Below are 21,004 nucleotides of genomic sequence, written 5' to 3'. Positions count from 1 at the left end.
CGGGAGATCGTTGATCTCGCGCCCGCGCTGCGGCTGCGGCGGCTGTCGGAGCTGCGCGCGATGCTGGAAGAGGTGACCGGCGCGGCATTGATCGCGGCGATGGCGGACGCACGGGGCGAGGGATGGGGCCTGCGCAAGATCGGTACGAGCGCCGGGATCTCGCATGAGCAGGTACGCCGGATGCTCGCCGATGGCCTTCCGGTTCGGGAGCATCCGGCGCACTGAACGCGAGGGGGGTTACCCGGCGGGCGGAGGGGTGCGCAACGGCCGCAGCTGCCCGTCGCGGACCAGTTCGGGCAGAGAGAAACTGTAACGGCCGAGCATGTTGAAATGCTCAAAGCCCAGAGGCGATAGCCGGACGATGTCGGCGGCGGAGATTTTCTTACCCTCGGCTCGCATTTCTTCCAGGGCTCGGGCCGTATAGACCGTGTTCCACAGAATGCAGACGTTGGTCATAAATCCCAGCGCGCCGAGTTGATCTTCCTGGCCTTCTTTATATTTCTGCCGGAGTTCGCCTTTTTGGCCGTGGAAGATTTTGCGGGCCAGGGTGTGGCGGGATTCTTGCCGGTTGAGCTGGGTGTTGACCCGGCGGCGTAGCAGCTCGTCGTCGTAGTAGCTGGCCAGGTAGGTGGAGCGATCGAGCTTGCCCAGCTCCATCAGGGCGCGCCCGATGGGGGTGGGGGTGCCGCCGCCGGCGAAGTAGCGAAACAGCTCGCTGGCCTTGACCGCGCCGGTGAGCAGCGATCCAGTTACTCGTAGCAGATCATCCCAGGAGTCGTTGATCAGCTTGATGTTGACCCGGCTGCGGACCAGGGCGTCGATGGACCCGTAGCGGGCGGCCGGGTCGGCGCGGAACAGGGTGGCGCTGCCGACATCGGCCAGGCGCGCGGGGAGAATTGCCAGCCCATCAGCCGGAAGATGCCGAACGCGATTTCGGAGGCGCCCTCGGTGTCGGAGGTGATCTCGGTGGGCTTCAGCGACGTTTCCTGATCCAGGAGCCCTTCCAGGATGTAGTACCAGTCCTTGGGGGTGCCTGGGATGACGATGCCGTGAAAGCCGGTGAATTGGTCGGAGGTGAAATTGTAGTAAGTGACGCCCTTGGCGCCCTTTCCTTTTCCGAAGTATTTGGTGTTGGGTCCGGCGTTGATGGTTTAACCGGGACCACGAACCGCAGCCCGTCGGCGGAGGCGAGTTCGCCGCCGCCCCAGGCTTGGGCCAGTTCCAGGCCGGCGTGGTGGTCGACCAGGGCGGCGTTGGCGGCGGTGAGGGTGGCGGCGCGCAGGTAGTTCTGTTCCACCCAGTACAGCCGGTCCAGGGCGAGGGCCGGTTCGCCTTCGGCGGCCATCGGCCGCATGCCGACGTTCATGGCTTGGCTGACCAGGACGGCGGCGATCGAGGTGGTCATGTCCCTTTTGCGGGAGGGCGCGTCCCCCGACACGTGGGTGAAGTGGTCGAGGCAGCCGGTCCAGGAGTGCACCTCCAGCAGAGCTTCGGGCAGGTCCACGATGGGCATGCGGGCGTCGATGTCGGCGCGCAGCGTGGTCAGGGAGGCGGGCTCATTCAGGCGGTCCAGGCCGGTGAGCACCAGGGGGTCCTTGCCGGTCTCGTCTTTGGCCAGGCGTACCCAGTCGTTGCGGCCGTCGTCTTCGCCGTACAGGCCGGCGGCGAGCTGGCGGTACGAAGTCGAGGGTGGCGGCCCAGCGCTCCACGTCGGTGCCGGGCTCCGGAGACAGGTTCAGCTCATCGCAGATGCGGGGGCGTGCCCGCTCCCACTCGGCGCCCTTCAGCAGCCCGGCGGTGGGGTCGCCCCACTTGCGCAGGCCCGGCACGAACACCTCGTGGCGGCGTAGCGACTCGCGTAGCCGCTCGACGGCCGCCACGGTGTACGCGCTCTTGTTGAAGGTGCCGGCCAGCTCGCCGCGCTTGGGGAAGACGCGCCGGTGCCAGGCTGAGGACAGCAAGTCCGCGGGAACCTCGCTGGGGTCGATGTCGGTGCGGCGGCGCTCGATCGCTTTGAGGAAGTCCAGTGCCTGCAGCACCTCATGGCCGCGCCGCACTCCTTGCCCGGGCGTCTCGGCGGCGCCGGCGTCGAAGTCGAGGTGCTTGAGCAGCTTGGGCAGGAAGCGTCGGATGGTGGCGTAGCGATCCAGCAGTTCTTCTTGGAAATCTTCATCCGGTTCGCGAGCGATGTCGCCGATGACGTCGGCGGCGGCGTGGATGGCGGCCAGATCCATCTCATCGAGGGCGGCGCGGATGCCGCCGTCGGGGATCTCGGCGACGGAGCGGATCTTCAGCCACACCTCACGCAGCACGATCGCCGCGGTGTCGAGGTCTTTGAGGGTGCGCATCCGCTCTTTGGTCGCTTTGAACGCCGAGGTGCGCAGCAGGTCTCCGACCGCCAGGTCGAACACTTCGATCGCCTCGTCGGCCGACTGGGGGGCCATGGTCGCGGCGAAGGCCACCAGGGTGGCGAGTTTGCGGTCGCCGGCCAGTTCGTCGACGGCCTGGGCGCGGGCGGCGTGGGCAAAGCGGGCCAGTGCGGCGATCTTGCCGGGCGGCACCGCGCTCAGGTCCCAGCCGGCCGCGCCCAGGCCGCGCAGTTCCACATGCCGATCCAGGGCTTTGACCAGGCCGGTGCTGCTGACGTCGGTGGGGCTTTTGCGTAATCGGTCCAGCCGGGAGACGCGCCGGCCCTCCTCGACCTTGACCAGGTTCTCCAGCACGGCGGCCTGATTCGGGCTGGGGGCGGTGGCCATCAGCGCGTGCTGGCGGGCGGCGACGCGTTCGCGCAGCGCGGCGATCAGCCGCTCCAGGGTGGTGACGCCGGGCAGCAGGATCTTGGCCTCCACCAGGCGGTGGGTGGCCAGGTCGAACAGCACGATCGGGCGTTCGTTGGTGGTCCAGGCGCGTTTGTAGAGCCAGCAGGCCAGCGCGAACCACTGCTCGCCCGCAAAGGCGGTGTAGCCGTAGCCGGTGCGGATCTGCTCCTGATGAGCCCAACGGGCCTCCTTCTCGCCGTACCCCTTCAGGTCGGCTGCCTGCAGGCCGAGCTGCTCGGCGACGTAGTCGACCACCGCGGCGGGAACGTCCTCGGGATCGTCCAGGAAGCAGTTCAAGAACCGTGCGGTGCCGAGTTGCAGGGACCAGCCGAGCCGGTTGCGGGCGCCGTTGGCGGCCATCGCCCGGCGCCGGTCATCGGCATCGAGGTGGAAGAAGGCGCCAAGTTGGGCGATGTCGGGGACGGCGTTGAAGACGCCGTATCGGCTGCGTTGCTCGGCGGACAGGAAACTGACCGGCAAGGGGGGCCTCCAGGCATGCGAGGGCGCCCCCACCTCGCACAGCGCGGCGGGGGCGCCCTCGGATATCAGCAGCGGTCAGGTCAGATGATCAACGTGACCGATTACGTGCTGAATTGTGTCAGTCTCACGCCTATCGTGATCATCGCCGTCATGCCCGCGCAGGCCGGGTGAGACGCAGGAAGATGCGCTCGTCGGCGCCGGGCTGGATGCGGGAGTGAACGCCGAAGACGACTCACAGGTCGATCGGGGCGCCGGCGTCACCGACCTCGAACCCGGCTCGCCGGTAGAAGCGTCCACCCCGAGTGTGGGGGGCATCTGCCCGTAGAGCAGCGGGTAGCCGCACCGGTCGTAGATCTGCGTGCAGGCCTTGAGCAGGGCGGCGCTCGCTCCGGCCTGGCTTCGGCTCCGGTGTCAGCGCTGAGCGCGCTGGTCGAAATCGCGCTGGCGTGCTTGGATCTCGGGCGCGTTGGCGACTGTCCAGTCGTAGAGGCGGCCGAACGGCTCGCGCAGGGTCTCGCCGAGCGGGGTCAAAGAGTATTCGACGCCGACTGGTGAGGTCGGCAGCACCCGGCGCTCGACCATCCCGTTGCGTTCGAGCCGGCGCAGGGTCTGCGTGAGCACGCGCTGAGTCACGCCCTCGAGGCGGCGCTTGATCTCGTTGAACCGGCGCGGCTCGGCCAAGACCGCCATCACCATCATCGACCACTTGTCGGCGATCTGATCGAGGATCGGCCGGCTCGCACAATCGGACCGGAACACAAGGTCCTGCTCGGCGATAGCCCGGTAAACGGTCTCAGAAGTGGCCATGGCGGTATCCTCCACGATCCCTGGGATGCCTGAAGTGCGTTATTGACGCAGCTCATCATCGGTTTCACAGTAGGTATACAACAGGAACCAAGATCCTGCCAGATACCTACGGAGACAAGATGAACCACGACGCCTACCGGACTCTGCGGGTCAGCCGGAACGACGGGGTCGCGCACGTCACGATCGACAACCCACCGATCAACGTCCTCGGCGTCGCCGTCATGACCGACCTGCGGCGCCTGCTCACCACGCTGGCCGGTGACGACACCGTACGCGTGATCGTGTTCGACAGCGCCGACCCAGACTTCTTCCTTGCCCACGTCGACATGACCCTCACCCCGGAGGATCTCGCCGGGCTCATGGCCGACCTGCCGGAACACGTCAATGTCTTCCAGGCCGTAGGGGAGCAACTACGCCACCAGCCCCAGGTGACCATCGTCAAGCTCGCCGGCAAGGCGCGCGGCGGCGGAGCCGAGTTCGTCGTGGCCGCCGACATGGCGTTCGCAGCGATCGGCAGGGCCGGGCTCGGCCAGATCGAAGCCCTCATGGGCATCGTCCCCGGCGGAGGCGCCACGCAGTACCTCACTGAGCGCGTCGGCCGCAACCGCGCCCTGGAAGTCGTGCTCGGCGCCGACCTACTCGACGCCGAGACCGCCGAGCGGTACGGCTGGGTCAACCGCGCCCTCCCCGCGCACGAGCTCGACGAGTTCGTCGACCGCCTCGCCCGCAACATTGCCGCGCTACCGGACGGCGTCGTCGCGGCGGCCAAGCACGCCATCATCCCCAGCGATCATGCCGATGGCTTGGCACGGGAGAACGATGCCTGGGCCGGGCTCGTATTCCGCTCCGCCACGGCGCAGCTCATGGGCGCAGGGCTGGCCCGCGGCGCCCAGACCCGTGACGGCGAACAGGACTTCGAGGGCCTGTTGCGCGGCCTAGCCGGGTAGTCAGATCCGCTCGGCTGCCGAGACAGTGGCGTTCGCGGAGAAGCGCCGTGGCCCCGATGATCTGGAGCCCCAGCAGGAGTCCGTCCGCGTCGAAGTCGAGCACGATGTCGCCTCGGCCCGCACGCTCCACGACGACTTGCTCCACGGCAGCGCCACCACCCTCGTGGCCGGCCACGTAGACCACCTCGATGATCCGCTGCAGGGACAGACTCACCTCGAGATGATCCGTCGCGCGCGGGCGAGGTTGGCCATCAGTTCGGCACGGGTCTGGTGCTCGTGCGCGACCCACGCGGGTTGACCGGGACCGCTGCGCCACGACTCGCTGAGCGGGCTGTTGTCGACGGTGTCGAACCCGAACTGGTCATACAGTCGCGTCACGAGTTCCAGGCTTCGGGAAGGTCGCTCGAGGCCGACAACGCCACACGGCCGGGGGTGCCCGCCGCTTTGCCCGCGGTGGTGATGCGGGGAGCTTGGATGTGGGTGAAGGCCTTGACGACGCCGCAGCTCGACGCGCGTAGCTGCACGTCGGCCTCGGCGAAGCCGGCGAAGGCCGTCCACGGGTCGGGCTCCTGGCGGGCGCGGATCGCCAGGTCGGTCATCTTCGTCAGGGTGTCGATGAGGATGGCGGCCAGCAGCGCCTGGAGCGACGGAACGCGTGTGACTAGTGCGGTGACCACATAGGTTCACCGGGCCGCGGACACACCCGACGGCTTGCGCAGGCTTCGCCGGATTCTGCTTCAGTGTCGTATCGACATGCACGATGACGGCAGGAGGATCCGTATGGCCGAACCTGTGCGAGCACGGCGGTTGTCCGATCAGGAGGGACAGACGCTGCAACGACTTGTCCGGCGAGGCCGGCACGAGTCGATCCGGGTCCGGCGAGCGCTGATCATCATGGCCTCGGCCAGTGGCACGCCGGTTGCGGCGATCGCGCAGTTGGTCGCGGCCGATGAGGACACCGTGCGAGACGTCATCCATGCCTTCAACGAGCGGGGGCTGTCCGCGCTGGACCCTAAGTGGGCGGGTGGCCGTCCCCGCCGCATCACCTCGGGCGATGAGGACTTCATCGTCGCGATGGCCAGGACGCGCCCGGAGAAGCTGGGCCGGCCCTTCACCCGGTGGAGCATCCGCAAACTCGTCGACTACCTGGCCGACAACCCGGTGCGGACCGTGCTGGTCGGGCGTGAGCGGCTGCGGCAGTACTTACGCGAGCACAAGGTCTCCTTCCAGCGCACCCGGACCTGGAAGGAGTCCACCGACCCCGACCGGGACGCCAAGCTGGACCGGATCGAGGAGGTCACCACGCGCTTCCCGCAGCGGTGCTTCGCCTTCGACCAGTTCGGGCCACTGTCCATCCGGCCTCAGCCCGGCTCCGGCTGGGCGCCCGAGGGCAAACCCGAACGACAACCGGCCACCTACACGCGCACCCATGGCGTGCGCTACTTCCACGGCTGCTACAGCCTGGGCGATGACCAGTTGTGGGGAGTCAACCGTGAGCGCAAGAGCGGCGCCAACACCCTGGCCGCGCTCAAGAGCATCCGCCACGCCCGCCCGGACGGCGCACCGATCTACGTCATTCTGGACAACCTGTCGGCCAACAAGACCCCCGCCATCCGCGCCTGGGCCGCCGCGCACAAGGTCGAGCTGTGCTTCACCCCGACCAGCGCCTCCTGGGCCAACCCGATCGAAGCGCAGTTCGGACCGCTGCGCACCTTCGTGATGAGCAACTCCGACCATCCCAATCACACGGTGCAGACCCGAAAGCTCCAGGCCTACCTGCGCTGGCGCAACGCCAACGCCCGCCACCCCGACGTCCTGGCCTCCCAACGCCGCGAACGCGCACGCATCCGCAGCGAAAAACAGCGCCGCTGGGGACGACCTGCCGCCCAAGCCGCGTGATCAACCACCACTCCGGTGAACGTTCGTGGCCACCCCACTAGGCGAACTCGCGGTGTTCGGCGACGTATGCCGCGTAGTCCTTCGCGATGATGGCCTGGGCCAGGCTGAGCCTTGTCCGGGGCCGTCTGGTTGGCGCCGCAGAGATCGGATCGCTGGGGCGCGAGATGACCGATGACGGGCACGTCATTCAGCGATCGAGCGTGGCGAGTGCACGGCGTGTGACATCGGGCGGGGCTGCCGCGATGACCCTGTCGAGTGCGCCCAGGGACGTCTGCAGGTCTGTGATCGACTGTGTGATCCTTTCCCGCTCTCGGTGAAGATCGGCGAGAAGATCGGAGCACGTGGGGATCAGCCGGTCGCCGTCATCGCGTAGGCAAGGGAGGATCGTGGCGATGGTGGAGGTGTTCAAACCGGCGGCCAAGAGGCTACGGATGCGGCGGACGGTGTCGATGTCTTCGTCGCTGTATTCCCGGTAACCGCTGGGGCGCCGCGCTGGGTGAAGCAGGCCCTGCTCTTCGTAGTAGCGCAGCAGGCGCTCGTGAACGCCGGTCCGTCGTGACAGGTCACCGATACGCATAGCGCCTCCTTTGTGTGCCGCGGGAGATCGTCGCACGACTTGACTCTCACATCCATGTGAGACTCTAGCGTCCTCGCTATGAGAAAGACCTTCGCGACACTCGCTGCCCTGTGCGTGAGCGTCTTCGTCGTCGGAACGTCGGAATACCTGATCTCCGGGCTGTTGCCTCTGGTGGGAGCAGACCTGCGCATATCCGTGGGTATGGCAGGCCAAGCCGTCACCGTCTACGCGCTGGGTGTCGTGGTCGGTGGGCCCCTTGTGGCCGCACTGACCGCCAAGATGCCTCGTAAGGGGCTGGCGCTCGGTCTGATGCTGCTGTTCGCGGCGGGCAGCGCAATCAGCGCTCTGGCCCCCTCCTACGAACTGCTGCTGGCAGGACGCCTGGTCTCTTCCTTCAGCCACGCCGCTTTCCTCGCCCTGGCGCTGGTGATGGCGACCAGCGTGGTGCCGCCGGACAAGACGGGGACGGCGATCTCCACGGTCGCCTCCGGCTTCACCGTGGCGACCCTGCTCGGTGTGCCTTTGGGCGCGCTGCTGGGGGAGAGCGCCGGATGGCGCACCCCGTTCGCTGTCCTGACCGCCCTGGCGCTGGCAGGCGTCGTGCTGCTCGCGGCCGTCCTTCCCAAGCAGCCGGCCCCGGCCGCGCGGCTGCGAGACGAGGTCCGCGTGGTAACCCGCCGGCCGGTCCTGCTGGCCATCGCCACCACCGCGGTCGGATTCTCCGGCGTCGCTACGGTGTTCACCTACATCGCCCCGCTGATGACGCGCGTGTCGGGTTTCTCTTCCACGGCGGTCTCCGGGCTGCTGCTCGCCTACGGAGCAGGCAGCTTTGTCGGCAACCTCCTTGCCGGCCGGCTCACCGACAAGTCCATGAGCGCCACCGTGCGCGGCGTCTTCGGCGGGCTGGCCGGCGTGCTCGTGCTCATTCCGTTCGCCGCCGTCTGGCAACCATCCGCAGTGGCGGCGGTCTTGGCGCTTGGCCTGCTCTCCACCGCCACCATCGCGCCGCTGCAGGGGCTGATCCTTCGCCACGCCGGCGATGCCCCCACGCTGGCCGTCTCCGCCAACGTCGGCGCCTTCAACCTTGGTGCGGCCGCCGGTTCGGCCATGGGCGGCGTCATCGTCTCGGCAGGCGCCCTGCGCTGGACCGGTCTGGTCGGCGCGGTGCTGAGCCTAGCGGGCCTGGCCCTGACCTACCTCGTCCTGCCCCGAACTCGCGCGACAACGCAGACGGCCGAAGACGACGTCCCGGCCACCATCTGACTCGCCACCGGCCGACCCCGTAACCACAAGGGAGGTAACCATGCTTGCCATTCAGATCGACCGCCACGGCGGTCCAGAAGTCCTCACCGTCCGGGAGGTTCCCGAACCCGTTCCCGAGCCCGGTGAGGTACTCATCCGTTCGACGGCCAGCAGCTTGAACCCGGTGGACTGGAAAACCCGGGCGTGGGACGTCGGCCCCGAACTCCCCGCCACCCTCGGCTGGGACCTGGCCGGAGTCGTCGTCGATGGCGGCGGCACCGCGTTCCGCCCCGGAGATCACGTCATCGCGATGTCCGCGCAGATCGCCACAGGACGCGGCACCTGGGCCGAGCGAGTCGCCCTTCCCACCAGACTGCTGGCGAAAGCTCCCACCACCGTGCCCTTGGCCGACGCCGCGGCACTGCCACTGGCCGGCGTGACGGCCGTGCAAGCGCTGGACAAGGCCGCGGTCACCACCGGCACACGCATGCTCGTCATCGGCGCGGCCGGTGCCGTGGGAGGCATCGCGGTGCAGCTCGCCCGCCGGGCGGGGGCCGTCATCGACGCACTGGTGTCTCGGCCCGACCACCACGATGAGGCCAGAGCCCTGGGCGCCGACAAAGTCGGGCACACTCTTGGCGACCTGCCCGACGGCGCCTACGACGCTGTACTCGACACCGCCGGCCTCGACGCGGGCCGCGCCCTCGCACCCGGTGGCCGGTACGTCTCCATCGCCGACCACCCCCTCCCGGATGTGCCGGGCGCGGTCAAAAGCTACGTTCAAGAAGATCAGGAACAGCTCGCCAGCCTCGCCGCGCTGGTAGAACGAGGTGAGCTTCGCCTGCGGGTCGCGCACCGCTACCCGTTTCACCAGGCCCGCGCCGCACATGAACGTTTCGAAGCCGGCGGCAATGTCGGCAAGTTCCTGCTCACCTTCTGAAGCCGAACGCAAGGCCTCGCTGTCCGGGCAGCCAAGAGTCCAGGCAGCGGGCGGCCAGCCCGTCGTCCCCGGCTACGCTAAGCTCCGACCGTCTCCAAAACGAACACGATTAAGCAGAAACCCCCTACAACCAGCCGCATTCACCTCTCCGTGACGACCACGAACCGCAATCGTGGGGGGCTCTGGCCCACTTTCGGTGGTCACGGAACGTGATAGCTCGTGTCGGTCCATGGTTATCTCGGCGTGTTGTGTCAGCGTGACGCCGGTGTGACTTAAAGGATCTTCCAGGGCTGCTGTTCCCACAGATGGCCGACCTGGTCATCGGCAGCGTTCAAGCCGAGGTCGGAGCTGGGGCCGGGGCAATCGTGGTGCATGTCGCGTCCCGGGGCGCGCCGATAGCGTGCCCTGACTGCGGGGCAGTCGGACGGGTGCACGGCTACGTGGATCGACAGCTGGCCGACCTTCCTGTTGGCGGGCAGCGAGTGCTGGTGCGGCTACGGTTTCGGCGGCTGAGGTGCCCGACGGTCGGGTGCGCGCGGCAGACGTTCCGGGAGCCGCTGCCTGGGCTGGCCGAGCCGTATCAGCGCCGCACGATCGCCTTGGCCACGCAGGTGGGGGCGGTGGTGCGGGAGCTGGCCGGGCGGGCGGGATCGCGGCTGCTGGCCGTGCTGGGAGTCAGGATGTCGCGGCAGAGCGCCGTCCGGTCGTTGCTGCGCCTGCCCCTGCCGGTCCGTCCGGTGCCGGAGGTGATCGGGGTGGACGACTTCGCACTGCGCAAACGGCACCGCTACGCCACGGTGATCATCGACGCGGTGACGCGGGAGCGGGTCGATGTGCTCGCCGATCGTCAGGCCGACACCTTGGAGGCGTGGCTGCGTGCCCACCCCGGGGTGCGGATGGTGTGCCGGGACAGCAGCGGCGCCTATGCCGAGGCGATCCGTCGCGCTCTGCCGGATGCGGTGCAGGTCGGTGATCGCTGGCATATCTGGCACAACCTGGCCGAAGCCGTGGTCAAGGAGGTTGCCGCGCACTCGATCTGCTGGGGCAAGACCGGCCCGCCGCCGAAAGAAGGGGTGCGAGCAGCCACCACACGCGAGCGCTGGCGGCAGGTGCATGCCCTGCTCAGCCAGGGTGTCGGACTGCTGGAATGCGCCCGCCGCCTGGGCTTGGCGCTCAACACCGTCAAGCGCTACGCCCGGGTCAACGAACCCGAACGGCTGGTACGCGTGCCGAAGTACCGGCCCACGCTCGTCGACCCGTTCCGCGACCATCTGTGCCAACGCCGGGCCGAGGATCCCGCCGTCCCGGTCCAGCAACTCCTCGTCGAGATCAAGAAACTCGGCTACACCGGCAGTCAGAACCTGCTCTACCGATACATCAACCAAGGCCGCGTCGAATGCGACCGGCCCGCGATCTCACCCAAGCGTCTGGCCAGCCTTCTTCTTACCGAACCGAGCAAGCTCACCGGCCACCACGCCGAGCGGTTGGACGCCGCCATCACCGCCTGCCACGAGATGACCATGCTCGCCGGACTCGTCCGGGAATTCGCCGCTCTCCTCGACCCCAAGCAGGGCAACGACCAGCGACTGACCGCCTGGATCGAACAAGCACATCAGGTCGGCCTGCCCCACCTGCACGCCTTCACCCGCGGCCTGGACTACGACCGGGCCGCCGTCAACGCCGCCCTCACTCTCCCCTTCCACAACGGCGGCACCGAAGGCGTCAACACCAAAACGAAAATGATCAAAAGGCAGATGTACGGGCGCGCCGGCTTCGCACTCCTCCGTCATCGCATCCTGCTCGGCTAAACCACTTTCCGTCACCACCGAAAGTGGGCCAGAGCCGAAAACCGTACAGTCCCCTGGGGACAGCTTCGGTTGCGACATGAGGTCGCACGTTGTGAGTGGTCACGAGAAGGGAGGCCCGGCGATGCCGGGACCGTGATCCAGGTCAGTGTCTGAGATCTGTCCCTGCTCTGGCGTGCGCTGCGGGTAACCGTGGGGCGCGAAGCCCAGAGGAAAGCCCAAGGGTTCCCGTTCCGTCCGGGGATCACAGGCGAAGGGAAGGGTGGAAGGGCGAACGACCGTGAATCCTCGCTGATGCCTCGTCATGTCCACACTGCGGGACGGGATGCTGACCGTGGTGAACAGGGGCCGAGCCGTTGGAAGGCGGCGAACGGCGGCCGGGGACCGAACCCGGACCGTGCAGACACCGTTGCCCCCGGGGTACAGAGGACGCCCGATCCCAGCCGTGTCTCATGCGTGCGGAACATGGAAACCCCGTCAGGGTCCGCTCCAGGTCCCGACCAGAGCGGTAGGCCGACCGCGAGGAGAGCTGAACTCCCCGGCGGGAACAGGATGCCCAAGAAGCCAAGGCCGGCGGCCGAAAGGCAGCGGGAAACCGGGACGGCAAGGGTCGCTTCCTCCAGCGAGGGTCTCGGATAACCGGCCGGATACCGGGCACGGTGCCCGGGCCCGAAAGGGCGCTGACGTGGGCAGGTGAACCTTTGACGACGAAGCACCACTTCCGCTGGAACCGAGGGACAAGTTGGACGCCACATGGTGAACGGACCCGAGGATCTGCTGCGCCTGGACGCCGAGAAGTGGGAGACCATCGACTGGCGGCCGCAGGAAGAGCAGGTACGGCGGCTGCGGCGCAGGATCTTCAAGGCGGTTCAGGAAGAGGACTGGCCCAAGGCCAGAAACCTCCAGAAGCTGATGCTGCGAAGCCGGGCCAACACGCTGGTGAGTGTGCGGCAGGTGACGCAGCGCAACGCTGGCCGCAAGACCGCGGGCATCGACGGGGAGGTCGCGCTGGCCTCCGAGGCCAGGGCCGAGGTGGCGGTGCGTGTGCACACCACGATCGGTTCCTGGAAGCCGCGCGCGGTCAGGCGGGTGCACATCCCGAAAGCCAGCAACCCCGCCAAGCTCCGCCCGCTCGGCATCCCGGTGATCATGGACCGATGCCATCAGGCACGGGTCCGTAACGCGCTGGAACCCGAGTGGGAGGCCCGGTTCGAGCCCCGATCGTATGGCTTCCGCCCAGGCCGGAGCTGCCAAGACGCGATCCAGTCCATCTTCCAGGCCACCAGTCAGAAGCTGGCGAAACGGATGTGGGTACTGGATGCGGACCTGGCGGCGGCGTTCGACCGCATCGACCACACCCGGCTTCTGCAGACCATCGGGTCGTTCCCCGCCAGGGACATGATCCGGGACTGGTAGGGGCGAGTACCTGCCTTGAATTGCCGCAGGTCGGGACAACGGGCTGTGGTGCTGGCGGGGCCGGTACGGCGCGCTGGAACTCGGTGGGGCGTCTTCAGGCAGACCCGTACGCGCGCTCGTGGCTGCCGCGGCGCGCTGATCAGACGGTTCCTGCCGCGCAGACCAGGACGAAACCGATCAGCAGCAGCCAGGAGCGCACGCCCTGGAAGAACTCCCACCGGCGGCGGGTCCGTTCCCATCCGGCGGGCGGGTTCGCCGGGTCCCAGCGTCCGGTGGCGATGTTGATCGGGACGTTGACGGCGACTGTGAACCCCACCGCGACGGCGAACGCGGCCACCGCGGACCAGGCGAGCCACCCGGGCCCGCTGCCCTCGATCGCGACGGCCACCGCGAGCACCACGCACAGCGTCATCCCGACCGGCATGACCCGTCCGAACGTCTTGAGCAGGCCCTTCTCGACGGCGATGCGTTCGGTGCCGGGCAGGTGGCGCAACACAGGATGGACGAAGGCATAGGAGCCGAACTCGGAACAGGCGACGAAACCGGTGACGGCCAGCGTGACGAAGACGAGCAGGTTCACGGCGACTCCGCGGGTAGTGGCCCGGGCGACGACGCGGTCCGCACGGCGGTCAATGCCGTCTCGATCAGCGCATCGGGCTCGGGCCAGGGCATGTCGGGTTTGGTGATGCGCAGGTCGATGGCGCCGTGCAGGGAAGCCCACAGCTCGGTGGCCAGTACGAACGCCGCATCGCGGCGGGCGGGCGACAGGCACGCGCCGACGGCGTCGACCAGTACTTTGTAGGAGGCCGCGCCGGGATGCGCAGCGCCGGGTTCGAGCCCCAGCCCGGCCGGGCCCGCGTTCATGGCGCTGAACAGCACCCGGTAGTGCCCCGGCTGCTCCAGACCGCTCCGGACGTACGCCTTGGCGATCGCCTCGAGCCGCGCGACGGGGTCGCCGGCGGCGGACATGGCGGCGCTTTCGAGCTGTTCGGTGAACTCGGCGAACCGCTCGGCGATGACAACACGCAGCAACGTCTCCTTGTCCGGGAAGTGCCGGTATACCGAGGGTGCGGTGACGCCTGCGGCGGCGGCGACGGCCCGCATGGTGAGCGCGTCGGCGTCGCCGAGTTGCGCTAGCAGGTCGGCGGCCACTCTGATCACCACTTCACGCAGCTCGTGTCCGGTGCCACGGCGCCTGCGGTGCGTTGCGGTCATGGGGTGATGGTCTCGCCGTCTAGCAGCACGCGGATCAGGACCCGGCCGCTTGCGATAGCCGCGTGTACGTCTGCGGTGTCCGGGGTGCCGTCCGCGCCGACCCGGATCCGCGCCCAGCGCCCGTACGCGCGGTGGTCACGCACGAGTGCGGTGAGCGCCTCGGCCACAACGGTGGGCTCGCGCACCGCCTCGGCCACCGCTGCGATCCGGCGGCCCCGCAGCCGCAGCTCCACCGGCGCCCCGCCGTCGAAGTTGCGCCACCACGCCCTCCTGGTGGTGATCAGCAGCTCGCGGTCACGCTGGAGGTAGTTGACGGGGGTGACGTAGCGGACGCCGCTGCGGCGCCCGGTGAAGCTCAGCAGGAGACTCCTCCGGCTCATCACCGGGTGCAGCGGCGAGGACAGGATCGCGGCCGGGATCCAGTTGCGCAGCGATGGGGTGGCCATCAGACGACACCGCCGGGGCGCGGCACACCCAGCCGCCGTCCCATCTCGTCGGCCAGCGCTTGCAACGCCGCGAGCGGCCGGACGAACACCGTGAGATCCGAGATCCGCTCGTCCCGGTCCTGGCGGGCGACGAGTAGCCCGTCGGCCCGGCCGGGGTGGCCCGCGACCTGGGCGCTGAACATCAGAACCGAGGTGTCGCCGACGCCGCCGATGGTCGCCGACACCTCGATGTCGTGCAGCACCCCGTCGAGTACAGCCCCGATGACGTGAGAGGCGGCACCGGCCCCCTCGATCGGCTCGTCGTGCACCGCGACCCGCAGAGTGACGTCCTCGGCCAGCATCACGGACACGGCAGTGGCGTCCTCCGCGGCGAGCGCCCGTCCCAGTTGATCCAGCACTGCTCCCCCTCCAAGTAGGTTAACGGCCGTTATAGTAACGTACGTTAGCATACTTCTGCAGGTCCCATTGCCGCCCTCGTTCAACCGAATGCTGTCCCGCTCGGAAACACGGTTTCATACTGTGAGCTGGGGTTTTGCTGCGCGATCAAGACGGCGGCTGCGACTATGGCGAGGTGTTGTTGTCGCTTGTCTACCGGTTGGTGAGGGGCTTGTTCGGCCTGCTGGTGGTCCTGATCCGTGCCGATCTGTCCAAGGACGTTGAGGTGTCAATCCCCTCAAAGTGTGGAGACGGTCATGCTCGCGCGGCTGTACTGCTTCGCCGTGGTCGAGCACGCCACCCGGCGGGTCCACGTGCTGGGGGTCACGGCGCACCCCACCGCCGGCTGGGTCGCCCAGCAAGCCCGCAACCTGATATTCGACCTGGGCGATCGGACCGGCGACTTCCGGTTCTTGATCAGAGACCGGGACAGCAAGTTCACCGCTCTGTTCGATGAAGTGTTCACCTCCGAGGGCATCTGCGTGGTTCTCACCGCGCCACAGGCTCATCGGATGAACGCGATCATGGAGCGATGGGTCGGCAGCGTACGCCGCGAACTACTCGACCGAATCCTCATCATGTACGAACGCCACCTGCGCAAGGTCCTCGGCGAGTATGAGACCTACTTCAATAGGCATCGTCCGCACCGAGCCCTGAAGCAGGCCAGCCCGCTGCGGGCGCTACCCGATCCGGTCGACGCCGACATCAAGGTCTCCCGACGAGACCGGCTCGGCGGCCTCCTACACGAATACGCCCAGGTCGCATGAGGCGACACAATATTCGGCACCCACACCCGCCGACGACGTCGTGCTCACCCGCCTCGAAGAGGACGCCTACCGGCGTACCGTCGACCGGCTCAACGCCATGTAGGCGCTCGGCGACCCGCTCGCCCGGTTCATCTACGACGGCGGCCGCTGACCCGGGCCCGCGCCTGTACGTCAGTAGCAGCCACTGATTCACGTACAAGATCCCGACGCGAGAGCACGCGACCGATGGGACGCCGACTGGACCAGGACAGAGCCGAACTGCACGCCACGCAACGCCGCCTGGAGGTGGAAGAGGCCCGGCCGCTGGGCGACGCGGACGACGTCCGGAACGTGGTCGACAGGCTGGAGGCCGACGGGTTCGGGCCCGACGGGTACCCCTTGCGGAAGAGCTCATAGCTGATCATGAGAGCCCCCGGCCCCCTTGGAACTGCGAGACCCTGTTGGCGAAGTAGACAAGCAAAGAAGCGGCCCCGTGATCACAGGAGTGATCACGGGGGTGTCATGTGAAAGGAACACTCAGGCGTGGGTCTGTGGGTCGGTGTCTGCCCACGCGCTGCTTGAGACTGGTCCGACTCCCCACCAGTGCTGCTGCGTGCGGACGTGCGAGCTTCGGTTCCTGACCGGCCGCTTTCAGAGAATGAGGGCGATCTTTCCTGTCAACTGGCCCCGGAGGAAGTGCGCGTGCGCTTCTTGCACGTTTTCCAGGCTGTATTCGGAGTCAACTCGTACCTTGACCTGGCCCGCATCTACAATCTTGGCCAGTTCGGCGAGCCCTGCGCCGTCCTCGCGCACCTGGTTGACCGTGGTGCGGACCGCTCGGTGGGACAGATCCGGCACGGGTCCGGCTTGGGTAGCGATGGAGGCGTAGCGGCCTTCATCGGCCACGGCTTCGGTGACAAAGGCGCCGAAGGTGTCGAAGACGGCGTCATAGGCGGCTACGGGGAGCGTGGCGCGCTCCGTTGTGGCCCATTCGGCCCCCAACTCCTTGGCTACCTCGACCTGGGCTGGTCTGGAAACCAGCGCGTCTACCCGGGCGCCGCGCGCTCGGGCCAGTTGTACGGCAAGGCCTCCTACCGCGCCGACCGCACCTGCCACCAGAAGGCGTTCTCCTGCGCGGATGTCCAGCCAGTCCAGCGTCTGCAAGGCGGTGAGCCCGGGCAACGGCAGTGTCGCCGCCTCCACCAGACTGATCCTCGAGGGGGCGGCGGCAAGCGAGCCGACCGGTACAGCCACGAGATCGGCCCAGGTTCCTCGTCCGGTTCCAAGCTGGTGAGACATCCCGAAGACCCGTTCACCCACGGGCAGTCCACTGGTCGAGCTTTCTACGACGATACCCGCCAGTTCCCAGCCCAAGGTCATCGGCAGGGTCAGGGTGCCCTCTCCGATGGCCCCCTGACGGGTCTTGTCATCAACGGGATTGATGGCAGAGGCAGCAACGCGTACCAGCACCTCGCCCTCCAACGGGCCAGGTGCTGGCACCTCAGCAATGGTCAGGACGTCAGGGTCGCCAAAGCGGTCGATCCGCACAGCACGCATGTTCAACTCCCTTAGAGTTCGATCGGCATCTAACAATAGGAGAGACTCTTTAACGCGCTCCTCAGGGGTGGGGCTTTCGCACTCCCTGAAGATCGTTAGGGGATAGATGCACCCCCTCAAACCGCAGGCCGCAGGGCGGCGAAGTGCGATGTTCGGGTCGGGGCCAGTGGCGTTCCGAGCAGCCAAGCATCCAGCCTGGTGACGTTCATCGCGGCGGCGATGAGGAGGTGCCGAAGGTGAGTCTTGGCCGCCCCCCGGTGACGGGATCGCCACAGGCCGAAGACCTTGACCCCCTGGGCGATGGTGCCTTCGATGCCCTTGCCGGGCCTGGTAGCGGCTCTTCCACTGGTCGGTGTGCTGCTCGGTCCGTGCCCGGGCGAGAACCTCGTGCTCAGCCTGAGGGCGTAACGTCAGCCGCCGACGCCGGCCTCGGGTGCACTCGGCTGTGACGGGGCATCGGCTGCAGTCACGCTGGGAGAACTCGACCCGGATCTCGATCTTGTCTCCGTCGGGCTCGATCGCCCACCGAATGCTGGTCTTGCCGCTGGGACAGGTCACCTGGGAGTTCGGCCATCATGCTTGACGTGCCCGACAAGATCATCCAGATCGAAGACCTCGGCGCGCTGGTGCGTCGCCATCGCGTCGATGGCTCACTAGCCCGCGCGATGACCCGGCTGATCGACAGCGACCTGATCATCGTCGACCTATGCCGAGACCGCGACTATGCCGAGGACGGCCCGGCGGAAGCTTGTTGAGCAGCGCGTTCACCGCCTGGAGACTCGGCATAGTCACAGGCTTTCGAGGAACGTGAGGACCTGGTCGGTGGGGTGGTAACGGCCTGGCGGAGCCTCCTGGGGTGTGGTGAGCGCGAGGGCCTTTTCCTTGATGCTCATGTCAGCGTGCAGTTAGGCATCGGTGGAGCGGACGGCGGCGGGGCCCAGCCAGAGGGCGATCACGGAGGTGTCGTGCTGGCGTTGATGTCGAACTCGCGCGACCGCCGCGACCGTCCGATCGCCCTCCAGCACCATGCGGACGGCTTCTTCCTTGAACTTTGGCGAGAACCGCCTACGACGCCTCGTCGCGTATCTACCTCTTCCAGACTTCTCGTCAGCTTACGTAGCCGACCGTCCGGAATCTGCTGGGCATCTCAACCAGTCTGTCCTGTTAGAAAGTCCTTTCGGTACTGAGAACTCTGAGGCGCACGAACGCATCCGGCACGGGATTCTCGACACGCTCCTCCTTCCAGCTCAACACGTGCCTTCTTGTGTAGACGATCAAGCTCCGCGAAATTCCTGGTGGAAGCCCAAGGCTAATATGACACGTCCCATTCAATGGGCTCCCAGCATATGGTGGATCGTTTGCCATGTCGGTCAATCGATATCCGAGCGCCCCCGCCTACGTTGGGTGCCTGTGACGACACGACCTGCAATCACTCGCTCAACAGGAAACGAGCCCGGTCTGAAGCGGTGGGCTATATCCGGCGTGGCGCTTCTGGGCGCGTTGTCGGCCGCGCTCCTACCGGCCCAGCCAGCCGCGGCGCAGCCGGTGCCGCTGGTCGAGGAGGACTTCAGGGGGGCCACCGCGATCCCGGAGTTCCGGGCCGTGGGATCGGCCTGCCTGACCGGTGCGCCGGCCGCCGAGCCGCCGGGGCCGGGGAACCGTCCTCTTGCGGGATGCCCGGAGAACGCTGCGGGTCCCGTGCCGCCGACCGGAGCCGCCCCGTACGGCTACCTCCAGCTGACCAGCGCCGACAACGACCAGACCTCAGCCGTCCTGTACGACGAGCCGATCCCGGCCGAACAAGGCCTGCAGGTGACCTTCGAGCAGTGGCAGTACGGCACCACTACGCCAGAGTTCTCGCCCGCCGACGGCATCTCCTTCTTCCTCATCAACGGCGCCGGCACGCTCGACCGGCCCGGCGCCTTCGGTGGCAGCCTCGGATATGCCCAGAAGTTGCCCGACGACAACCCCGCCAACGCGTTCGAGCCCGGGGTCAACCAGGGCTACGTCGGTGTCGGCCTGGACGTCCTGGGCAACTACTTCGGCGATTGGGAGCAGCGCGGCCGCGGTTGTGCCGAGCGTTCACCGGCCGGCACGGGATTCCGGATCCCGGCTCCGGGGGCCAACATGGTGACGGTGCGAGGGCCGGGTGACGGAATGGAGGGCTACTGCTTTCTGACCGCGACCACCAGCAACTTCACCACCACCGGCCCGTGGCCCTCGACGTTGCCGGGCCGGCTGCACGGAGAAACGACGACGGTCCCCGATGACCCTCAGGCGGCGCAGGCCGCGCTCGAACCGTCGCGCCGCAGGGTGAACGTCCGGATCACCCCGGCGCCCGACCCTGTGCTGACCGTGTCGATCGATTTCAACGACGGCAACGGTATGCAGCAGGTGCTGTCCACGCCTGCGCCCACACCGGTGCCCTCGACGTACAAGTTCGGGTTCGCGGCCTCCACCGGTCTGTTCACTGACGTCCACCTGATCCGCAACGTTGTCGTCCGCCCGGTGGCAGAGCGGCCGGAACTGACACTCGACAAGCGGATCATGAACGACGCGCAGTTGCCCGACCCTGTGCCGGTCGGCACCGAGGTGCCCTACGAGTACGAAGTGACCAACAGCGGGAACATGAACATCACCGACCTGGCCGTGAACGACGACATGGCTGAGGAGGTCACCTGCCCGCAGACCACCTTGGACGTCGGCGAGACGATCATCTGCCGCGGCACCCACACCGTCACGCGGCAGGACGCCGAACGCGGCTCGATCACCAACACCGCCACCGCGAGCGGCATGGCCGACTCGACAGAGGTCACCTCGCCCGAGTCGCAGGTCACGATCCAGGTCGCGGATGAAGGTGAGGGAATGCTCGAACTGGACAAGAGCGTCGACAACTCCCGCTCGTACCGGCCGGGAGACACAGTCGTCTACCGCTACACCGTCACCAACAACTCCGGCAGCACGGTGGATGACCTGCGGATCGAGGACAGCCACGTCCAGGACATCACCTGCGAGGACACAACTCTTGCCCCGGGCGCCGTCACGACCTGTACGGGCAGCTTCACCGTGCCGAGCAGCACGGGCGGCAAGTCGACGTGCAAGGGGCAGGACTGCCGCCGATCCATCACCAACACCGCCGTGGCCAGAGCCGGAGACCTGACCTCCGCCCCGGCCACGGCCACCATCCAGGTGGTGCAGGGGCCGCACCACTGCCCGCCGGAGAAGCCGGGAAAGCCGGAGAAGCCGGGGAAGAAGCCGCACCATTCTTGGACACCTCACCACGGCACGAAATCAGAGTGTGGCTCGGTAGCTCCCAACGAGAGCTCGATGAACCTTGACGAGACCTGGATGTGGATCACAGACTCTCCTGACAGTCCCGGCGACGAGGAGATATCGATGGGTACGAGAACCGCCTCGGCACGCGGGTAACCAAGCCCCCGCGGTGAGCATCCGCGCCGACTGCTGCGGTCCGGCCGGTCCGCGACCACGATCGGCCCGGGTGCTCACCAACGCTCCTCAGACCGCCTACGGCCTCGTTGCGGATACCGTCTCCAACGAGGCCGCCCTGGTCAGGGGCCCCGCAACAATCAGCGGCTCAAGATAATGCTCGCCCGTGAAACACCGCTAGTGCTTTGCCTTGTGGGCGGATGAGCGGACAACGGCGGCATCGCGG

General features: G+C 67.5%; 22 protein-coding genes and 3 pseudogenes. 11 read left to right on the top strand and 14 right to left on the bottom strand.

What is annotated here, in order from left to right:
- Positions 1-60: 60 nt before the first annotated feature.
- Positions 61-225: a hypothetical protein gene (locus tag ACBJ59_RS57450; protein ID WP_375118436.1), complete on the top strand. Its 165-nt coding sequence runs from the start codon at positions 61-63 to the stop codon at positions 223-225.
- A 12-nt stretch (positions 226-237) separates the two neighbouring features.
- Here the strand turns inward: ACBJ59_RS57450 and ACBJ59_RS57445 are convergent, their stop codons facing one another.
- From ACBJ59_RS57445 to ACBJ59_RS57430, 4 genes and pseudogenes are all read right to left on the bottom strand, one after another.
- On the bottom strand, positions 238-882 hold the full coding sequence (locus ACBJ59_RS57445; RefSeq protein ID WP_375118503.1) for a Tn3 family transposase: 645 nt from the start codon (positions 880-882) through the stop codon (positions 238-240).
- A pseudogene (locus ACBJ59_RS57440) lies at positions 783-1,513 on the bottom strand (Tn3 family transposase). The gene ACBJ59_RS57445 and the pseudogene ACBJ59_RS57440 overlap by 100 nt, the downstream one beginning before the upstream one ends.
- Before the next feature lie 43 nt (positions 1,514-1,556).
- A complete protein-coding gene (locus ACBJ59_RS57435) occupies positions 1,557-3,299 on the bottom strand; it encodes a DUF4158 domain-containing protein (RefSeq protein WP_375118435.1) in 1,743 nt (580 codons plus the stop codon).
- A gap of 411 nt (positions 3,300-3,710) precedes the next feature.
- On the bottom strand, positions 3,711-4,106 hold the full coding sequence (locus tag ACBJ59_RS57430; protein WP_375118434.1) for a winged helix-turn-helix transcriptional regulator: 396 nt from the start codon (positions 4,104-4,106) through the stop codon (positions 3,711-3,713).
- A gap of 119 nt (positions 4,107-4,225) precedes the next feature.
- On the opposite strand from ACBJ59_RS57430, the gene ACBJ59_RS57425 reads away from it, so the two are divergent.
- The gene (locus ACBJ59_RS57425; protein WP_375118433.1) at positions 4,226-5,053 is read left to right on the top strand and encodes an enoyl-CoA hydratase/isomerase family protein; all 828 of its coding nucleotides are present in this window, start codon (positions 4,226-4,228) and stop codon (positions 5,051-5,053) included.
- A 210-nt stretch (positions 5,054-5,263) separates the two neighbouring features.
- Here the strand turns inward: ACBJ59_RS57425 and ACBJ59_RS57420 are convergent, their stop codons facing one another.
- Together ACBJ59_RS57420 and ACBJ59_RS57415 are read right to left on the bottom strand one after the other, a co-directional pair.
- Complete coding sequence (locus ACBJ59_RS57420; protein ID WP_375118432.1) at positions 5,264-5,431, bottom strand: hypothetical protein; 168 nt, start codon at positions 5,429-5,431, stop codon at positions 5,264-5,266.
- Entirely contained in the window at positions 5,428-5,730 is a 303-nt protein-coding gene (locus tag ACBJ59_RS57415; protein ID WP_375118431.1) for a hypothetical protein, read from the bottom strand. Before ACBJ59_RS57415 ends, ACBJ59_RS57420 begins: the two co-directional genes overlap by 4 nt.
- Positions 5,731-5,833: 103 nt before the next feature.
- Here ACBJ59_RS57415 and ACBJ59_RS57410 point away from each other — a divergent pair, with 103 nt between their 5' ends.
- Positions 5,834-6,952, top strand: a complete 1,119-nt coding sequence (locus tag ACBJ59_RS57410; RefSeq protein ID WP_375118430.1) for an IS630 family transposase — start codon at positions 5,834-5,836, stop codon at positions 6,950-6,952.
- Between the two features lie 187 nt (positions 6,953-7,139).
- Here the strand turns inward: ACBJ59_RS57410 and ACBJ59_RS57405 are convergent, their stop codons facing one another.
- A complete protein-coding gene (locus ACBJ59_RS57405; RefSeq protein ID WP_375118429.1) occupies positions 7,140-7,529 on the bottom strand; it encodes a MerR family transcriptional regulator in 390 nt (129 codons plus the stop codon).
- A gap of 78 nt (positions 7,530-7,607) precedes the next feature.
- On the opposite strand from ACBJ59_RS57405, the gene ACBJ59_RS57400 reads away from it, so the two are divergent.
- The 4 genes from ACBJ59_RS57400 to ACBJ59_RS57385 all read left to right on the top strand — a co-directional run bounded on the left by ACBJ59_RS57400 (position 7,608) and on the right by ACBJ59_RS57385 (position 12,932).
- Entirely contained in the window at positions 7,608-8,792 is a 1,185-nt protein-coding gene (locus ACBJ59_RS57400; RefSeq protein WP_375118428.1) for an MFS transporter, read from the top strand.
- Positions 8,793-8,832: 40 nt separating this feature from the next.
- The gene (locus ACBJ59_RS57395; protein WP_375118427.1) at positions 8,833-9,711 is read left to right on the top strand and encodes an NADP-dependent oxidoreductase; all 879 of its coding nucleotides are present in this window, start codon (positions 8,833-8,835) and stop codon (positions 9,709-9,711) included.
- A gap of 305 nt (positions 9,712-10,016) precedes the next feature.
- Positions 10,017-11,519 (top strand): ISL3 family transposase, encoded by a 1,503-nt coding sequence (locus ACBJ59_RS57390; protein WP_375118426.1) that lies wholly within the window; start codon positions 10,017-10,019, stop codon positions 11,517-11,519.
- Between the two features lie 750 nt (positions 11,520-12,269).
- The gene (locus ACBJ59_RS57385) at positions 12,270-12,932 is read left to right on the top strand and encodes a reverse transcriptase N-terminal domain-containing protein (RefSeq protein WP_375118425.1); all 663 of its coding nucleotides are present in this window, start codon (positions 12,270-12,272) and stop codon (positions 12,930-12,932) included.
- Positions 12,933-13,071: 139 nt separating this feature from the next.
- On the opposite strand, the gene ACBJ59_RS57380 is transcribed toward ACBJ59_RS57385, so the two are convergent.
- From ACBJ59_RS57380 to ACBJ59_RS57365, 4 genes are read right to left on the bottom strand one after another with little or no spacing between them, the layout of a single operon-like run.
- Complete coding sequence (locus tag ACBJ59_RS57380) at positions 13,072-13,512, bottom strand: anthrone oxygenase family protein (RefSeq protein ID WP_375118424.1); 441 nt, start codon at positions 13,510-13,512, stop codon at positions 13,072-13,074.
- The gene (locus ACBJ59_RS57375; RefSeq protein WP_375118423.1) at positions 13,509-14,147 is read right to left on the bottom strand and encodes a TetR/AcrR family transcriptional regulator; all 639 of its coding nucleotides are present in this window, start codon (positions 14,145-14,147) and stop codon (positions 13,509-13,511) included. The genes ACBJ59_RS57380 and ACBJ59_RS57375 overlap by 4 nt, the downstream gene beginning before the upstream one ends.
- The gene (locus ACBJ59_RS57370) at positions 14,144-14,593 is read right to left on the bottom strand and encodes a hypothetical protein (protein WP_375118422.1); all 450 of its coding nucleotides are present in this window, start codon (positions 14,591-14,593) and stop codon (positions 14,144-14,146) included. Before ACBJ59_RS57370 ends, ACBJ59_RS57375 begins: the two co-directional genes overlap by 4 nt.
- Complete coding sequence (locus tag ACBJ59_RS57365; RefSeq protein ID WP_375118421.1) at positions 14,593-14,991, bottom strand: hypothetical protein; 399 nt, start codon at positions 14,989-14,991, stop codon at positions 14,593-14,595. The genes ACBJ59_RS57370 and ACBJ59_RS57365 overlap by 1 nt, the downstream gene beginning before the upstream one ends.
- A gap of 294 nt (positions 14,992-15,285) precedes the next feature.
- On the opposite strand from ACBJ59_RS57365, the gene ACBJ59_RS57360 reads away from it, so the two are divergent.
- Together ACBJ59_RS57360 and ACBJ59_RS57355 are read left to right on the top strand one after the other, a co-directional pair.
- Positions 15,286-15,795 (top strand): integrase core domain-containing protein, encoded by a 510-nt coding sequence (locus tag ACBJ59_RS57360; RefSeq protein WP_375118420.1) that lies wholly within the window; start codon positions 15,286-15,288, stop codon positions 15,793-15,795.
- 225 nt (positions 15,796-16,020) lie between these two features.
- Positions 16,021-16,191, top strand: a complete 171-nt coding sequence (locus ACBJ59_RS57355) for a hypothetical protein (RefSeq protein WP_375118419.1) — start codon at positions 16,021-16,023, stop codon at positions 16,189-16,191.
- Between the two features lie 234 nt (positions 16,192-16,425).
- Here the strand turns inward: ACBJ59_RS57355 and ACBJ59_RS57350 are convergent, their stop codons facing one another.
- Both ACBJ59_RS57350 and ACBJ59_RS57345 read right to left on the bottom strand, forming a co-directional pair.
- On the bottom strand, positions 16,426-17,331 hold the full coding sequence (locus tag ACBJ59_RS57350) for an NADP-dependent oxidoreductase (protein ID WP_375118418.1): 906 nt from the start codon (positions 17,329-17,331) through the stop codon (positions 16,426-16,428).
- A gap of 116 nt (positions 17,332-17,447) precedes the next feature.
- A pseudogene (locus ACBJ59_RS57345) lies at positions 17,448-17,889 on the bottom strand (transposase).
- Between the two features lie 26 nt (positions 17,890-17,915).
- Between ACBJ59_RS57345 and ACBJ59_RS57340 the strand changes: the two are divergent.
- Positions 17,916-18,086, top strand: coding sequence for a hypothetical protein (locus ACBJ59_RS57340; protein ID WP_375118417.1), 171 nt, complete (start codon positions 17,916-17,918; stop codon positions 18,084-18,086).
- A 150-nt stretch (positions 18,087-18,236) separates the two neighbouring features.
- Here the strand turns inward: ACBJ59_RS57340 and ACBJ59_RS57335 are convergent.
- Positions 18,237-18,395 (bottom strand): annotated as a pseudogene (locus tag ACBJ59_RS57335) (transposase); the annotation flags it as partial.
- Positions 18,396-18,813: 418 nt separating this feature from the next.
- Here ACBJ59_RS57335 and ACBJ59_RS57330 point away from each other — a divergent pair.
- Complete coding sequence (locus ACBJ59_RS57330; RefSeq protein ID WP_375118416.1) at positions 18,814-20,760, top strand: hypothetical protein; 1,947 nt, start codon at positions 18,814-18,816, stop codon at positions 20,758-20,760.
- The last annotated feature ends 244 nt before the right edge of the window (positions 20,761-21,004 follow it).

The sequence above is a fragment of the Nonomuraea sp. MTCD27 genome, assembly GCF_041950495.1.
In the GTDB taxonomy this organism is placed as follows: domain Bacteria; phylum Actinomycetota; class Actinomycetes; order Streptosporangiales; family Streptosporangiaceae; genus Nonomuraea.
Note: the sequence above shows the minus strand (reverse complement) of the source record. Positions and strands in the feature narration are given on the sequence as shown.

Excerpts from the sequence above, each read along its gene's own strand:
- ACBJ59_RS57410 (WP_375118430.1), top strand. The coding sequence starts at position 5,834 with ATGGCCGAACCTGTGCGAGCACGGCGGTTGTCCGATCAGGAGGGACAG.
- ACBJ59_RS57405 (WP_375118429.1), bottom strand. The coding sequence starts at position 7,529 with ATGCGTATCGGTGACCTGTCACGACGGACCGGCGTTCACGAGCGCCTG.
- ACBJ59_RS57370 (WP_375118422.1), bottom strand. The coding sequence starts at position 14,593 with ATGGCCACCCCATCGCTGCGCAACTGGATCCCGGCCGCGATCCTGTCC.
- ACBJ59_RS57375 (WP_375118423.1), bottom strand. The coding sequence starts at position 14,147 with ATGACCGCAACGCACCGCAGGCGCCGTGGCACCGGACACGAGCTGCGT.
- ACBJ59_RS57390 (WP_375118426.1), top strand. The coding sequence starts at position 10,017 with ATGGCCGACCTGGTCATCGGCAGCGTTCAAGCCGAGGTCGGAGCTGGG.
- ACBJ59_RS57425 (WP_375118433.1), top strand. The coding sequence starts at position 4,226 with ATGAACCACGACGCCTACCGGACTCTGCGGGTCAGCCGGAACGACGGG.
- ACBJ59_RS57385 (WP_375118425.1), top strand. The coding sequence starts at position 12,270 with ATGGTGAACGGACCCGAGGATCTGCTGCGCCTGGACGCCGAGAAGTGG.
- ACBJ59_RS57450 (WP_375118436.1), top strand. The coding sequence starts at position 61 with ATGCTGGAAGAGGTGACCGGCGCGGCATTGATCGCGGCGATGGCGGAC.
- ACBJ59_RS57395 (WP_375118427.1), top strand. The coding sequence starts at position 8,833 with ATGCTTGCCATTCAGATCGACCGCCACGGCGGTCCAGAAGTCCTCACC.
- ACBJ59_RS57430 (WP_375118434.1), bottom strand. The coding sequence starts at position 4,106 with ATGGCCACTTCTGAGACCGTTTACCGGGCTATCGCCGAGCAGGACCTT.
- ACBJ59_RS57350 (WP_375118418.1), bottom strand. The coding sequence starts at position 17,331 with ATGCGTGCTGTGCGGATCGACCGCTTTGGCGACCCTGACGTCCTGACC.
- ACBJ59_RS57355 (WP_375118419.1), top strand. The coding sequence starts at position 16,021 with ATGGGACGCCGACTGGACCAGGACAGAGCCGAACTGCACGCCACGCAA.
- ACBJ59_RS57360 (WP_375118420.1), top strand. The coding sequence starts at position 15,286 with ATGCTCGCGCGGCTGTACTGCTTCGCCGTGGTCGAGCACGCCACCCGG.
- ACBJ59_RS57400 (WP_375118428.1), top strand. The coding sequence starts at position 7,608 with ATGAGAAAGACCTTCGCGACACTCGCTGCCCTGTGCGTGAGCGTCTTC.